10 protein-coding genes are annotated in these 14744 nt (G+C 65.6%); 6 read left to right on the forward strand and 4 right to left on the reverse strand.

Annotated features, from left to right (window positions below; genetic code table 11):
- Positions 1–972, forward strand: a complete 972-nt coding sequence (locus TX80_RS09690; protein WP_049922900.1) for an ABC transporter ATP-binding protein — start codon at positions 1–3, stop codon at positions 970–972.
- Positions 969–1805, forward strand: coding sequence for an ABC transporter permease (locus tag TX80_RS09695; RefSeq protein ID WP_049922901.1), 837 nt, complete (start codon positions 969–971; stop codon positions 1803–1805). Before TX80_RS09690 ends, TX80_RS09695 begins: the two co-directional genes overlap by 4 nt.
- Positions 1806–1822: 17 nt before the next feature.
- Here the strand turns inward: TX80_RS09695 and TX80_RS09700 are convergent, their stop codons facing one another.
- Positions 1823–2884 (reverse strand): NAD(P)-dependent glycerol-1-phosphate dehydrogenase, encoded by a 1062-nt coding sequence (locus TX80_RS09700; RefSeq protein WP_049922902.1) that lies wholly within the window; start codon positions 2882–2884, stop codon positions 1823–1825.
- 114 nt (positions 2885–2998) lie between these two features.
- Positions 2999–3988, reverse strand: coding sequence for an NAD-dependent epimerase/dehydratase family protein (locus tag TX80_RS09705; protein ID WP_049922903.1), 990 nt, complete (start codon positions 3986–3988; stop codon positions 2999–3001).
- A gap of 150 nt (positions 3989–4138) precedes the next feature.
- Between TX80_RS09705 and TX80_RS09710 the strand changes: the two genes are divergently transcribed.
- From TX80_RS09710 to TX80_RS09725, 4 genes are all read left to right on the forward strand, one after another.
- A complete protein-coding gene (locus TX80_RS09710; protein ID WP_049922904.1) occupies positions 4139–5143 on the forward strand; it encodes an RAD55 family ATPase in 1005 nt (334 codons plus the stop codon).
- A 194-nt stretch (positions 5144–5337) separates the two neighbouring features.
- Complete coding sequence (locus TX80_RS19740) at positions 5338–6519, forward strand: hypothetical protein (RefSeq protein WP_230198701.1); 1182 nt, start codon at positions 5338–5340, stop codon at positions 6517–6519.
- 114 nt (positions 6520–6633) lie between these two features.
- A complete protein-coding gene (locus tag TX80_RS09720) occupies positions 6634–7065 on the forward strand; it encodes a GIY-YIG nuclease family protein (protein WP_049922906.1) in 432 nt (143 codons plus the stop codon).
- Positions 7066–7095: 30 nt separating this feature from the next.
- Positions 7096–7710 carry a peroxidase-related enzyme gene (locus TX80_RS09725; RefSeq protein WP_049922907.1) on the forward strand — a complete coding sequence of 205 codons (615 nt, stop codon included), beginning with the start codon at positions 7096–7098 and terminating at the stop codon, positions 7708–7710.
- Positions 7711–8227: 517 nt separating this feature from the next.
- On the opposite strand, the gene TX80_RS09730 is transcribed toward TX80_RS09725, so the two are convergent.
- Positions 8228–9490, reverse strand: coding sequence for a putative manganese transporter (locus tag TX80_RS09730; RefSeq protein ID WP_049922908.1), 1263 nt, complete (start codon positions 9488–9490; stop codon positions 8228–8230).
- 373 nt (positions 9491–9863) lie between these two features.
- Positions 9864–14429, reverse strand: a complete 4566-nt coding sequence (gltB, locus tag TX80_RS09735) for a glutamate synthase large subunit (protein WP_049922909.1) — start codon at positions 14427–14429, stop codon at positions 9864–9866.
- Positions 14430–14744 lie beyond the last annotated feature (315 nt).

Below are 14744 nucleotides of genomic sequence, written 5' to 3' on the forward strand. Positions count from 1 at the left end.
ATGCCCGCTATCGAAACGACTGCCCTGACCAAACGATACGGCGAGGACGTCATCGCCGTCGACGACCTTGACCTGACCGTCGAAGAGGGAGAGGTGTTCGGGTTCCTCGGTCCCAACGGGGCCGGGAAGTCGACGACGATCAACCTGTTGCTCGATTTCGTCCGCCCGACCGAGGGTTCCGCGACGGTGCTCGGTCACGACGTCCAGCGAGAGCCGCAAACGATCCGCTCTCGCATCGGCGTCCTCCCCGAAGGCGCGACGTTGTACGAACGGCTGACCGGCCGCGAACACCTCGAATGGTTCATCGACAACAAAGACAGCGACGACGATCCGGACGAACTCCTCGAACGGGTCGGCCTCGAACCCGAGGCCGCGGCGCGATCGGCCGGCGGCTACTCGAAGGGGATGGCCCAGCGGCTCGGGTTCGCGATGGCGCTGGTCGGGGATCCCGACCTCTTGATCCTCGACGAACCGTCGTCGGGGCTCGACCCCACGGGGATGCAGGAAATGCGCGAGATCATCACCGCCGAAGCCGACCGCGGCACGTCCGTGTTCTTCTCGAGCCACATCCTCGGCGAGGTCGAGGCAGTCTGCGACCGCGTCGGGATCATGAACGACGGCCGACTCGTCGCGACCGGGACCCTCGACGCGCTGCGGGAGAACCTCGACTTCGACGCCTCGATCTCGCTGGACGTCGAGCGCGTCCCCGACGCGCTCGTGGCCGACCTCGAGAACCACGAGGGCGTCCACTCGGTGACCGTCGACGGATCGACGATCACGGTCTCCTGTGCCACGACGCCCGTAAAGTACGACGTCGTGACCCAGGTCGGTGCGGCGACGACCGTCCTCGACATCGTTTCCGAGGACACCTCCCTCGAACGGCTGTTCAACACCTACACGAACGGCGAGCAGTCGGGCGAGGGTGACGTCGACGCCGGTCTCGCCGACGTCGAGACGGGGGTGTCGGCATGAGCGTCCTCTCCGTGGCGAAAAAGGACTTCCTCGACGTCCGACGGTCGAAGAGCGTCTGGATCGTCAGCGTGCTGTACGCGCTGCTCGTGGTGTTTGTCTTCTACCTCGGACGGGGCGGAACGTCGGAACCGAACGTCGTCTATCAGTTGTCGAACCTCTCCACCATCGGACTGCCGTTTATTCCGATCATCGCGCTCATGATGGTGTATCTCGCGATCGCCGGCGAACGGGAGTCTGGAAGTATCAGGTACCTGCTTTCGCTTCCGAACACGCGACGGGACGTCGTCCTCGGGAAGTACCTCTCCCGGGGGGCCGTCGGTGCCAGTGTGATCCTCGTTGCGTTCGGCGTGGGCGCGGTGACGGCGGTTCTCTGGTACCCGTCGCTCGAACCGACCGTCTTCGCCGGCGTCGCCGGTCTGACCGTCCTCTTGACGCTAGCGCACGTCTCGGTCGCGATCAGCATCTCCGCGGCGACGGGGTCGCGGTCGCGGGCGATGGCCGGCTCGATCGGATTCTACATCGTCAGTAATATCATGATGCTCCTTCCGACCCTTTCGATCGTCACCGCGCTCGAGTACGTGCTGAACAATCGGCTCGAGCTAGGGCTCTCCGATCACCTGTTCGAGTTTCTCCGCATGCTCAGTCCGACGATCGCCTTCAGAAAAGCCTTCCCGCTCGTCGTGCCGAGCGACATCGGGACGTTCATGGCGAACGTGGACCCCTCGGCCCCGGCCTACCTCGCGCCCGAAGTCGCCCTCGCCATCCTCGTCGCCTGGCTCGTCGTGCCGGCCGTGCTCGGTCTGTGGCGGTTCAACCGGGCCGATCTGGGCTGACGGATCGGCGGTCGCTCTCAGCCGATCACGCCCGTTTTCGTCGCCACGTCTCGAGCGGCCCGTTCGTTCATCCCGTTGCCCAGGATCGTGTATCGATCGCGGATCTCGTGACAGGTCGTTAGCGCCTCGATCACGGTCTCGTCGTCGAGACCCAGTTCCGCCGCGGTCGTCGGCGCGTCGATGCTCGCCAGCGCGTCGCGGATGTCACGCCAGATGCCCCGGTCGCCGCCGTGGAGGTAGGCGGTCATGATCGAGCCGACGCCGACCTGGTGGCCGTGCAGGGCCGCGCCGGGCGCTAAGCGATCGAGTTGGTGTGAGAAGAGGTGTTCGGCTCCGCTGGCCGGTCGGGAGGATCCGGCGATGCTCATCGCGACGCCGGAGGACATCAGCGCCTTGGTGACGACCCAGGCCGACTCCTGCAGCCCGGGTCGGATCACGTCGGCGTTGTCGACGAGGATCTCGGCGGTCATCTCCGAGAGCGCGGCGGCGTACTCGGAGTATTCGACGTCTTTCAGCCGCTGCGCGAGCCGCCAGTCCATGACCGCGGTGTAGTTCGAGATGATGTCCGCACAGCCGGCGGTCGTCAGCTCCCACGGGGCCTCGGCCAGAATCTCCGTGTCGGCGACGACCGCGAGCGGCGGTTCGGCGGCGACGCTGTGGCGCGTATCGCCGTCAGGGACCGAGCCGCGATTGCTGAGAATGCCGTCGTGGCTTGCGGCCGTCGGCACCGAGAGGAACCCGGCGTTCAGATGATCGCTCGCCATCTTCGTGATATCGATCGCCTTGCCACCGCCGATACCCACGAGGTACGACGCTTCCTCGGCTTCCGCGGCCTCGATGACGGCCTCGACGGCGTCGAACGACGCGGACTCGACCGTGACGATCGCGGGGTCGATGCCGGCGGCTTCGAAATCGGCCGCGATCGGGTCCGCGGCGATCTCCTTCGGGGTGGGACTCGTGACGAACAGCGGCCGACCCTGCAAGTGAAGGTCGTCGACGACCTCGACGACCGCCGATCGAACGCCATTCCCGACGACGACGTTTCGCGGCAGTCGAATCCACTTCGACTTCTCGAACATACCTCATCTGACTCACCAGTGAAATATACGTGTTTTTCCTCGTCGCCGGCCGTTGGAGCGACGGTTTCCTCCGCTACCTCACCGGCAGCGACTCGAGAACCGCCGCTGTGGCGGTCAGATCGTATCGAGAACGCCGAGCACGCGCTCTTCGTCCTCCCGGTCCGGTCCGTGTTCGCTGCCGTCGCGGTCGCTCTCGAGGTGGGCCTCGACCGAGCGCGCCATGGCGTCCTCGAGCGGGGTCGACTCCCAGCCAAGCGCCGTGAGCTTCTCGGTTGCCATGATGTGGGGGTACTCCCGGTAGAGCACGTAGTCGTCGGGATCGATCCCGCCGGCCGCGAGTTCGCGGGGGCCGGCGTGAACGACGTCGACCGGCGTCTCCAGACAGTCGGCGATCAACGCGAGCATCTCCTCGAGCGTGACGAGACGGCGGTCGCCCGCGTTGTAGGCCTCGCCCGGCTCGCCGCGTTCGGCGACGATCCGCAGCGCGCTCGCGACGTCCTCGACGTAGACGCGGTGCCAGACGTTGGTGCCGTCGCCCGGCACCATGACGCGGTCGAAGCGGTTCACGCGGTCGATCCAGAAGTCCAGCCGTTCGGTGTAGTCGTGGGGGCCGTAGACGATCGGGGGCCGGACGGACATCGCGTCGATGCCGTCCTCGGCGGCCGCAAACACCGCGCGGTCGCCCTCGGCTTTCCGGTTGCCGTACGTCTCGGGGGTGTCGTCGACCGCCTGCTCGGCCGTACAGGGTTCGAGCGGGGTTTCGTCCTCCCGTTTGGGGATCTCCTCGCGACCGTACGCCGCGCCGCTGGAGATGTACACGTACGCGTCACAGTCCGCGAAGATTCGGGTCGCTTCGCGGACGTCTTTGGGCCGGTAGGCGACGCAGTCGAAGACCGCATCCGGGTCGACCGTGGTCGCGGCGGCCTCGAGCGCGGCGTCGTTCGTCCGGTCGCCCTCGACGTGTTCGACGCGATCGTCGTCTTCGAACGGGTTGTCGTGGGTCCCTCGGTTGAAGATCGTCACCGCGTAGTCGTGCGCGAGCAACTCCTCGACGAGGTGGCGGCCGATAAACCGCGTTCCGCCGATGACGAGTGCGCTGTCCATGGGTCGTCTCAGTTCTCGAGGGTCGGGGAGAAAACGGTGGCGAACCCACGGGTCGATGCGACACGGGACCGCCCGATCGGTTTCCGTGCCGAACAGTCACGATGCTCGAGAACGGGATTCTTTTTACCCGTCGTGGTAGGGCGCGCTGTCATGACGGAGCAACTGTGGACGGAGCGAACACAGGAGTATCCGCTCGAATGTGACCACTGCCACTACCCGATCTCGGAAGAGCCGGCGGAGACGGAAAGCGGGCGGTTCTGTTCGACGGCCTGCCGGGAGGCCGCCGAAGCCGATTCGGAGATGCCCGATCCGGACGCCTACAAGCGCATCGTAACGGGGGTCGAACCGCTGGATTCTCTCATCCCGAACGGCGTCCCGGCCGATTCGTTCGTCCTGTTGTCCGGCGACGAAGGGACCCGTCGGAGCGAACTCATGACGGAACTCGTCTGGCGTGCGCTCGAGCGGGGCGAACCCGCGGTGATCGTCGCGTACGCGAATCCGCCGACGAGCACGCTCGAGCGGTTCTTCGAGAACGGCTGGAACGTCCTTCCGGCCCTCGAGAACGATCGGCTGTGCGTCATCGACTGTTTCACCCACCGGCTCGACGACCGGGACGGATTCCTCGAGACCAGAAACGAATGGACGACGTTCGTCGGCGAAGCCGCCGCGGACGCGCTCGTGCCGGTCCGTGACCCGAGCGACGTCAGGGAGGTCGCAAACAGCCTCGACGGGGCGCTGGACGACCTCGAGATGACCGAAACCGGGCTGGTGGCGATCGACTCGCTGGACGAACTCGAGGCGCTTCTGGACGGGCACATCGTCCACAACTTCGTCACCGACGTTCGCGCGACCGTCTGTAAGGCCCGGTACGTGCCGATCGTTGCCTGTGTGACGGCGAACGGCGATCCGGACACCCAGTACGCGTTCGACGGGATCGTCGATCTCCGATTGACCGACCGACTGACGCCGGACGCTCGCCTCAAACAGCTCAGCATCCGCAAACTGATCGGGGCGCAGTTTCTGCCCCAGTGGGTAACCTACGAGTACGAGCCCGCTCGCGGCCTTTTCGCGTTCGGCCCGTCGACGGACGCCAGTCAGGTCTACGACCTCGAGAGCCGGGGCGGAACGCGTCGGGAGCGACAGTATCGTCCCTGATCCGTGGGACGCTCCCGTGGCGGGACGTTATCTCCGGTGGCAACGGGCTGGGCCGTCTGCACGCTAACGCGCGCTCATGTTTTATCTTGCCCTTCGGTGTAGCGTCCGGCGCTGGAACGGTCACACGGTGCCGTAATCGAACGCATAGCGCGACGACTGTTCCACAGTCGATTCACCACTCACAGTTTCCAGCCATGAACGACCGCAACGAGAGCCGACGGACACGTGAACGCGAGCACGAACGGAATCGGGACACCGAGCGCTCGAGCGACCGCGGAGAACAGGGGGGAGAAAGCGACCAGCAACGCGGCTGGCTGCGCGGAACGTTGAGCCAGCGAGGAAGCGACAGCGGCGATCGCGGACAGCGCCGTGAACGCGGGTCACGGGGACAGCGAGGAACGACCGAAGGCATGGGTTCGGGGAGCCGTCGCGGCGAAGGCGGCCGCGAACACCACCGCGGTGGGCAAGAGCGAGGCCAGCGCGGGCAACAGGGCGGTCGTAGTCAGCAACGCGACTTCGGCACGGACGCCACCGAAGAAGCGAACCTCGAGTACGGCGGCGAGGCTCGACGAGAGTACGGCCACGGGCAGCAGGGACAACAACGGCAACAGCGAAGCCAGCAGGGCCAACAGCGCCAGCGACGAGGATGGGAAAGCCGACAACAGGAACACGGCGGTCAGCAGGGCCAGCGTCACCAGCAAGGACAGCAGGGCCAGCGTCACCAGCAAGGACAGCAGGGCCAGCGTCACCAGCAAGGACAGCAGGGCCAGCGTCACCAGCAAGGACAGCAGGGCCAGCGTCACCAGCAAGGACAGCAGGGCCAGCGTCACCAGCAAGGACAGCAGGAGTACAGCCAGCAAGGCGGGGAGCGACGCGGCGTGCAGGAGCGATGGCCGCGAGGCGAGATCCAGCAACACCGCGAACAACAACAGGGACAGCGCCAGCAGTCCGATCGCGGCGGCCAGCAGGGACAGCGCGGAACGCAGGGCGGCCAGCAGAACCAGCGGCGACAGGGCCAGCCTCCGTCCGGACGACACCAGCGAAGTCAAGGGTTCGAGGGGCGCGGCCAGCAGCAACACGGTGGCCAGCAGCAAGGTCGACGCCACCAGCAGCAACAGGGCCAGCAGGAACAGCGTGATCGGTGGGGTTCCGAAGGCCAGCAGGACACCGACGGGACGCCGCGACAGCAGTCCGGCGGCGGACTCCAGTACCGCCAGCAGGGACGGCGATCCGAACAGGGTGACTGGACCGAAGGGTCGACGTCCGATCGGGGCTCGAGCGACGAGCGAGCCCGGCACCGTCGGGACGAGGACATGAGCACCCGTCGGCACGTCCACGAGCGCGATCCGACCGGGAGTCGGAACCGCGACGAGTAACGCACCCGCTGAATCCGGTCGTTCCAGCGTCTCGAGGAGTGCGGTCCTCGAACGACATCGCTTCTGCGACCGAAACCGGGGTCCCTTTTGCGGGGGCGAAACCGAACCCCACGTATGAGCGGAACCTACGTTCTCGTGCTGGACGTGGCGCGATCGACGACGATCGAGGTCGGCGCACTGGGCGACCGCGCGTTTCCCGCCGGGGCGTACGCCTACGTCGGGAGTGCGTTCGGCCCCGGTGGCTTCGCACGGGTCGACCGGCACCGCGAACTCGCGTGCGGCGAGCGGGACGTCCGGCACTGGCACATCGATTACGTGCTCGGTCACTCCGCCACGAGCCTCGAGTCGGTCGTCACGTTTCCCGACGCCGACCGGGAGTGTGAACTGGCCGGCCGGCTTCCCGGGGAGCCGGTCGCCGAGTTCGGAGCCTCCGACTGCGACTGTCCGGCCCACTTGCTCGCGGTGCCGGCGGCCGAAACCGTCGTCGAAGCGGCGGTCGACGCCGGCGGCGTCGTCGACGATCCATCCGCCGACCCGGACCACTGAATTATTACGCCGGCTCGCGAACTCGGACGTATGTCCGACTCCGGTTCCGACGCCGAGTCACGCACCGATCCCGAACTCAGCGACGACGCGATGGGCCGGTTTCCCGTGCCGGCGTTCGAGGACCTCCCCGACGACCTTCAGGACCGAATCGAGGAAGAGACGGAACGGTCCGGGTTTACGCCGAACGTCTTCGCCGCGTTCGCGTACAAACCCTCCCATTTCCGGGCGTTCTTCCAGTATCACGACGCGCTCGTCGAGGACACGGCCCTCGAGCGCGAGGAGATCGAGATGATCGTCGTCGCGGTCTCGGGCGTCAACCACTGTTACTACTGTAACGTCGCTCACGGGGCGCTCGTTCGAATCTACGCCGAGGATCCGACGCTGGCCGACCAGTTGGTCGCGAACTACCGCACCGCGGATATCAGCGAGGCCCACCGGACGATGCTCGACGTCGCGGTGACACTCACCGAGCGGCCGACCGAACTCGAGCCGGCGGACCTCGAAGCGTTGCGCGAGGCGGGGTTCAGCGAGGAAGCTATCTGGGACATCGCGGCCGTGACGGCCTTTTACAACCTGAGCAACCGGATGGCGATGTTCGCAGATATGCGTCCCAACGAAGAGTTTCACACGCTCGGCCGGGAGTAGGGGGGTATCCCCCGGAGCCGGTGGGCGATCCCGTTTTCCGTACCGGCCAATCTTTAGACAGGGCTAAAGATTAAGTTAGTATGTACCGAATGACCAGTTGCAGCACGGAGGTGATCAATCAGCGAAACGAAACACGATGCGATAGACCGTGACCACGAACGGGAACGATCGTGCTAGGTGTCACGCTCCCCGTGGTAGATACCCGGACGCGTCGTCACGGTGTCCCACGTGGTCAGTCAGGGTCGTGGTCACGGATCGACGGTCGAGCTCCTGCAGTGAACAGCCGCCCGCTGTTCTCGACGTCGACGCTGTCTCTTCTCGTTGCGTACCGAACGTGTCCGTTCCGAGTGGAACCCTCACCGCTACTCAGTGTGTGCTGTGTTCCGTGTACGGGTTCGTCCGATCACGTCGCGGACGGATACAGCCGCGTCGTTCTCCCGCTATCTCGGTCGCACAAGAGACTGTGGTTACCGCGTGCTCGGGACGGTCTATGGGGACGTGACTCGCTCGAACCTTCTCAGAGTACTCCGAAGCCGAACTGTGCGTACGGCCAGACGTAGTGGAGCGCCACGCCCGCGATCAAAGCGGGGATGGTCGTGTAGATGGTGGCGACGATGGCGGCTTTCATGTCGAAGGCCAGCAGCGGGAAGAGCGCGTCGCCGTCCTGACTGATGGCGTTTGCGGTCAACGCGGAGAAGGGGATACCGCCGTGGGCGTAGATCTGTGCGAACACGATCTGGGGCGCACAGCCCGGGATAAGACCGAGGAGTGCGCCACCGATCGGTGCGAGAACGCCCACGGCAGCGGCGACGGTGGCGATCTCGACCCCGGTGATGAGGATGCCGTACTCGTAGATGAGGTAGGCCGCGATAACCCAGACGGTGACCATGCTGGTTTCCATCGCGGCGTGCTGGAACGTCTCGTAGGTGCTCGTGAAGTCGTCGCGGATGCGACCGACCTCGCCCTCGCCGATGAACCGGCGGCCGACGAAGTGGAGGTAAAACGAGGCGCTCGTCCCGACGAGCCCGGAGACGGTGAACAGTCCGAAGAACGTCGGACCGACCTCCAGCGAAACCTCGGGCGCGCCGCGGACGAGGTACAGTACGCCCGCGACCAGCCCGGCTGCGGCGACGACCCACCAGAGGACGTGGACGCCGTGGCTGATCGTCGTCATGACGCCGCCGTCATCGGCGGTGTGGGTGTGATCGTTGCAGTGACACTCGTCACCGTACTCGGGGAGACTCGGGCCGCCGCTGGCGACGCTCGTCGTCGCGAGCCCGCCGTCGGTCATCGGCCGTCCGATCTGGCTGACCGCATCGTCGACGCGACCGACGCCGAGCCCCCAGCGGTCGATCGCGTACCCGAACACGACGGCCGCGGCGAACGCCATCCCGTAGGCGTACAGCGCGGCTTCGGGCGCGAGCGCGAGGATGACGAACGCCGAGTCGCCCGCCGTCGCCACGAGCGCGGCGACGACCGTACCGAAACTGACCGTCCCCCGAATGTAGAGGGGCATTGCAATGATCGCCCCGCCACAGCCGGGCGTAAGGCCGAGTAACGCACCTGCAAGCGGCTGCATGCGTTCGTTGTTTTCGAGGTAGGTGACGATCCGCCCACCCGTGCGGTACTGGACGTAACTGAAGATGAGAACGGTGGCCGCGACGAACGCGCTCACCTGCACGAAGCCGTCGCGCAGCGAGACGAGCAGGATGTCGATCGCTTCCTCGAGCGTAAAGCCGAGTGTACTGGACAGTCCGCCGAGAAGCAAGAGTCCGGTCATAACTGGCCCTCCTGTCGCGTTACGACGACACTGAGAGGTGGTGTTTTGAAATCAGGACGGCTGCTGGTTTCCGCCAGCGTGTCGGGTCTATCTCGTATGACGTTCATTGATCCGTAGACACTCCACAGTGAATCACCAAAGCATAAAGTTGTTACTATCGAATAGGATTTTTAGAGCTGTCTAATCCAATGGTGCCCACGGTGACCCGAAGCGACTAGCTGGGTCGTCTTTGTGGTTCCGGTGACGGGGTGTGCCGGCCCACGGCCAGCGGCCCGATCGTCCACATCGCTTTGGTAGGTCCGTCGGGATCGGCGGGCCGATATCGGGGTCTAGGTCCAGAACGAACGGCCGACTGAAAAACAGCAGACCCGACTCAGTCGTCGCTCGCGACGAAGTTCGTCGATTCGGTGCCAATGGCGGTCTCCGGCGTTCCCGGGAGTTCGTTGCGGACGTCGTCGGAGTCCTGTTCGGTGATCGCCGCCGAATAGGCCTCGGGCATGACCTTCACGAAACACTCGAGCGCGCGGTCCCAGTTCTCGAGCAGCAGTTGCCCGCGTTCGGAGCCCGTGTAGGCGACGTGGTTCTCGACGAGCCGTCGTAGCATCTCCCTGTCTTTCTCTTCGAGGTCCTCGTGGAGCGAGACCATCCCGGTGTTGGCCCTGGCCTCGAACTCGTCGTCGGGGTCGTAAACGTAGGCGACGCCGCCGCTCATACCTGCGGCGAAGTTCGTGCCGGTCTCGCCGAGCACGGCGACGACGCCGCCGGTCATGTACTCACAGCCGTGATCGCCGACGCCCTCGACGACGGCCTTGGCCCCGGAGTTGCGGACGGCGAAGCGTTCGCCGGCCACCCCGTTGACGTACAGTTGGCCGCCGGTCGCGCCGTAGAGTGCGACGTTGCCGATGGAGACGTTCTCGGTCGGCTCGTAGGCGGCCGTCTCGGGCGTGCGGATCGCGAGCTTGCCGCCGGAGAGCCCCTTTCCGACGTAGTCGTTGGCGCTGCCGTCTAGGTGCATGGAGACGCCGCTTGCGAGGAACGCGCCGAAGCTCTGGCCGGCGGTCCCCTCGAAGTCGACGGTGATCGTATCTTCGGGGAGGCCGGGCTCGCCGTACCGGCTGGTAATCCGGTTCGAAAGCATGGCACCGACCGCGCGATCGACGTTGCTGACTGCGGCCGAGAGCATCACCGGCTCCTGTTCCTCGATAGCGTCGGCCGCGGCCTCGATGAGATCGCGGTCGAGTTGATCCTCGAGTTCGTGGTCTTGCTCGCGGAGCTTCCGGCGAACGTCGCCGTCGGGTTCGGCGAGCACCGCCGAAAGGTCGACAGTGCGGGCTTTCGGATGGTCGACGTCGTCGCGCTGTGCCAGAACGTCGACCCGGCCGACCATGTCGTCGAGGGTACGGAAGCCGAGATCGGCCATGATCTCGCGCAGTTCCTGCGCGATGAAGGTCATGTAGTTGATGACGTGCTCGGGTTCCCCGGGGAATCGCTTCCGTAAGTCCTCACGCTGGGTGGCGACGCCGACCGGGCAGGTATTCTTGTGGCACTGTCGGGCCATCACACAGCCGCTGCTCACGAGCGAGGCGGTGCCAAAGACGTACTCCTCGGCTCCAAGCAGGGCGGCGACGGCCACGTCACGGCCGGTCTTCAGACCGCCATCGGCGGAGACGCGGATGCGGTCCCGAAGGCCGGTCGCACGGAGCATCTGAGTGGCCTCGGCCAGCCCCAGTTCCCACGGGAGACCGGCGTTTTTGATCGAGGTACGCGGCGACGCGCCCGTTCCTCCGGAGTGACCCGAGATATGGACCACGTCGGCGTTTGCTTTGGCGACGCCCGCGGCGACCGTGCCGATGCCGGCCTCCGAGACCAGTTTGACGTTGATGTCGGCGTCCTCGTTTGCGGCCTTCAGGTCGAAGATCAACTGCTTGAGGTCCTCGATCGAGTAGATATCGTGCAGCGGCGGCGGGGAGATCAACCCCACGCCCGGCGTGGACTTGCGAACGTGGGCGATCATCTCGTTGACCTTCGAGCCCGGCAGGTGGCCCCCCTCGCCGGGCTTCGATCCCTGAGCCATCTTGATCTGGAGTTCCTCGGCGTTGGCGAGGTACGTCGAGGTGACGCCGAACCGGCCGGAAGCGACCTGCTTGACGGTACACTCCCGTTCCGTTCCGAACCGTTCGGGCGGTTCGCCGCCCTCGCCGGAGTTTGACTTGCCGCCGATCCGGTTCATCGCGATCGAGTTGTTCTCGTGGGCCTCGGGCGAGAGCGATCCAAGCGACATCGCCGCGGTGGAGAACCGCTCGACGATGTCCGCGATCGGTTCGACCTCCTCGATCGGGACCGGATCGCGGTCGGCGTCGAACTCGAGGAGACCCCGCAGGGTCTGGAGGGTCCGGTTCTGGTCGTTGATCGCGTCGGCGAACTCACGGTAGCGCTCGTAATCGTTCGAGCGGACGGCCTGCTGGAGCGTCCCGACCGTCTCGGGGTTCCACTGGTGGTGGACGCCGTCCGACCGGTGTTCGAACTCGCCGTGCCGGTCGAGAGCCGCGTCGTCGGCGTCGCCGAAGGCGGTTGCGTGACGTTCGCGGAGGTCGTGCTCGATCTCGGCGAGGCCGATGCCCTCGGTGCGGTTTTCCGTCCCCTCGAAGTACGCCGCGACCAGATCCGAATCGAGGCCGACGGCCTCGAAGATCTGTGCACCCTGATAGCTCTCGACCGTCGAGATGCCCATTTTGGCCATCGTCTTGCGGATCCCATCCTCGATAGCGCCGACGTAGGCGTCGATTGCGACCTCGGTGTCGGCCCCGTCGGGACCGGCGGTAAGGTCCGCTATCGTCCGGTAGGCGAGGTACGGGTTGACCGCGCCGGCACCGTAGCCGATCAGCGTCGCGAAGTGGTGAACGGTCCGCGGGTCGGCGGACTCGACGACCAGCCCGACGTGGTTGCGCAATCCGTTTCGCACGAGGTGGTGATGGACGCCGCCGGTCGCGAGCAGGCTCGGGATCGCGACCCGGTCCTCGTCGACGTTCCGGTCCGAGAGGACGAGGACGTCGTGGCCGTCTTCGATGGCGTCGACAGCGTCGGCCCGGACGCGTTCGATTGCGGCCTCGAGGTCCACCCCCGGTTCGTCGCTGGTCGGCTCGTAGGTGATGTCGACCGTCGCCGCGGTAATATCGTTGACCGTACACTCGCGGATCGCCTCGAGTTCGGCATCGGTCAAAACCGGCGAGTCGAGCACGAGTTGGCGGGCGTGGGCCGGCGATTCGTCGAGCAGGTTGCGCTGGTAGCCCAGCCGCGACTCCATCGAGGTGACCTGTTCCTCGCGGATGTAATCCAGCGGCGGGTTCGTGACCTGCGCGAACAGTTGCTTGAAGTAGGAAAACAGCGGCCGGTTGAACTCCGTCAGCACCGACAGCGGCGTGTCGTCGCCCATCGAGCCGACGGGGTCTTTCCCCTTCTGAGTCATCGGCTCGATCAGGTTCTCGAGTTCGTCGTGAGTGTACCCGAACGCAGCCTGGTAGTCCCGCAGGGCGGGGACCTCCCGCTGCGGGGAGCCGTCGTCGGTCGGCCGGATTTCGTCGAGGTGGACCTGTTCCTGCTCGACCCACTCGCCGTAACGGTCGTCGGTGAGGTCGTCGAAGACTTCCGCGTCCGGGATGACCCGGCCTTCGTTCGGGTCGGCGAGGAACAGTTGCCCCGGCTCGAGACGCCCCCGGGTTTCGATTTCACCGGGCTCGGTCTCGAGCGCGCCGGCTTCGCTGGCCATGATCAGTCGGTTGTCCGTCGTCACGTCGTACCGGCACGGGCGCAGGCCGTTGCGGTCGAGGACGGCCCCGACCCGTTCCCCGTCGGTCGCCGCGACCAGCGCGGGGCCGTCCCAGGGCTCGACCAGCGAGGCGTGGAAGTCGTACCAGTCCTTGCGGTCCGGGTCCATCTCGTCGTCGCCGCGCCAGGCCTCGGGGACGAGCATCCGCAGGGCATGAGCGAGGTCGCGGCCGTCCTGCAACAGGAGTTCCAGAGCGTTATCGACGCTTGCGGTGTCGGACTGCTCGGGGTCGTCGATGATCGGCTTGACGGCCTCGAGATCCCCCAGAACGTCGCTCTCGAGATCGGTTTCGCGGGCGCGCATCCAGTTGACGTTGCCCCGAATAGTGTTGAACTCGCCGTTGTGGATGACGTTCCGGTACGGATGCGCGAGGTGCCAGGCACCGAGCGTGTTCGTCGAGAACCGCTCGTGGACCATCACGAAGGTCGATTCGAGGCGCTCGTCGGTCAGATCCGGGTAGTAGGCGGGAAGCTGCTCGCCCTTGAGCAACCCCTTGTAGACGACCGTCTTCGAGTCGAGCGAGCAGACGTAGAACCGACCGATCCCGTCGAGATCGTCGTCTTCGCGGGCGCGTTTCTCGACGGCGCTCTCGAGCGCGCGGCGAGCGACGTAGAGGCGGCGGTCGAAGTCATCGCCGGTGACGTCGTCGACGGGGGCTACGGCGATCTGCTGGACGACGGGTTCGGACTCGACGGCCGTCGTCCCGAGACCGTCGTTGTTCGTCGGCACCGACCGCCACTCGAGCACCTCCAGTTCGTACGTCTCGAGGGTCGATTCGACGATCGAGACGATCGTCTCGCGGCTCGTATCGTCCTGCGGGAGAAAGAGCGAGCCGACGGCGTAGACGTCCGGCAGTTCGGTCTCGAGCACGTCGCGGAAGAACGAGTCGGGCGTCTGGAGCATGATCCCGGCCCCGTCGCCGGTGTCTTTTTCCGCCCCGGTCGTTCCGCGGTGCTCGAGGTTTCGAAGCAGTTCGAGCCCGTCGGCGACGACGTCGTGGCCCGGTTCCCCGTCGAGATCCATAACGACGCCGACGCCACAGTTCGACCGCGCGTCGTCGGGGTCGGCGAGCCCCTGCGAACGCTCGGTGGATGACATGTGTGGCTGTGACATGGTCCACGATAGCGAGAACAACTATAAGAGGGTGATCCATAATGGCTAAGGGTATTATAAACACATATATATGGATATAATGGATTGGTCACCGACCGGTAGCAACAGTGAGAGTCGACGGCAACAGTGGGGGAGTGGGTCCGCGAGCGACCGAGTTCGGGGCACCCGAACGCTCGCGGCGGAGCTACGGTGACGGGCAGAATTGTCAGAGGCACGCAGTGCTCACTTCACCAGAGTGAACACCAAGTATTCGTTTCGTCGCCACTGATAAGCAATCTGGGGTTAAACGATTAGGTTCGAGTGATAACCGCTACC

This window comes from Halopiger djelfimassiliensis, from assembly GCF_000455365.1.
Lineage (GTDB): Archaea > Halobacteriota > Halobacteria > Halobacteriales > Natrialbaceae > Halopiger_B > Halopiger_B djelfimassiliensis.

Bases quoted from the DNA above. Each gene is read 5' to 3' on its own strand.
- TX80_RS09690 (WP_049922900.1), top strand. From the start codon at position 1: ATGCCCGCTATCGAAACGACTGCCCTGACCAAACGATACGGCGAGGAC.
- TX80_RS09695 (WP_049922901.1), top strand. From the start codon at position 969: ATGAGCGTCCTCTCCGTGGCGAAAAAGGACTTCCTCGACGTCCGACGG.
- TX80_RS09700 (WP_049922902.1), bottom strand. From the start codon at position 2,884: ATGTTCGAGAAGTCGAAGTGGATTCGACTGCCGCGAAACGTCGTCGTC.
- TX80_RS09705 (WP_049922903.1), bottom strand. From the start codon at position 3,988: ATGGACAGCGCACTCGTCATCGGCGGAACGCGGTTTATCGGCCGCCAC.
- TX80_RS09710 (WP_049922904.1), top strand. From the start codon at position 4,139: ATGACGGAGCAACTGTGGACGGAGCGAACACAGGAGTATCCGCTCGAA.
- TX80_RS19740 (WP_230198701.1), top strand. From the start codon at position 5,338: ATGAACGACCGCAACGAGAGCCGACGGACACGTGAACGCGAGCACGAA.
- TX80_RS09720 (WP_049922906.1), top strand. From the start codon at position 6,634: ATGAGCGGAACCTACGTTCTCGTGCTGGACGTGGCGCGATCGACGACG.
- TX80_RS09725 (WP_049922907.1), top strand. From the start codon at position 7,096: ATGTCCGACTCCGGTTCCGACGCCGAGTCACGCACCGATCCCGAACTC.
- TX80_RS09730 (WP_049922908.1), bottom strand. From the start codon at position 9,490: ATGACCGGACTCTTGCTTCTCGGCGGACTGTCCAGTACACTCGGCTTT.
- gltB (WP_049922909.1), bottom strand. From the start codon at position 14,429: ATGTCACAGCCACACATGTCATCCACCGAGCGTTCGCAGGGGCTCGCC.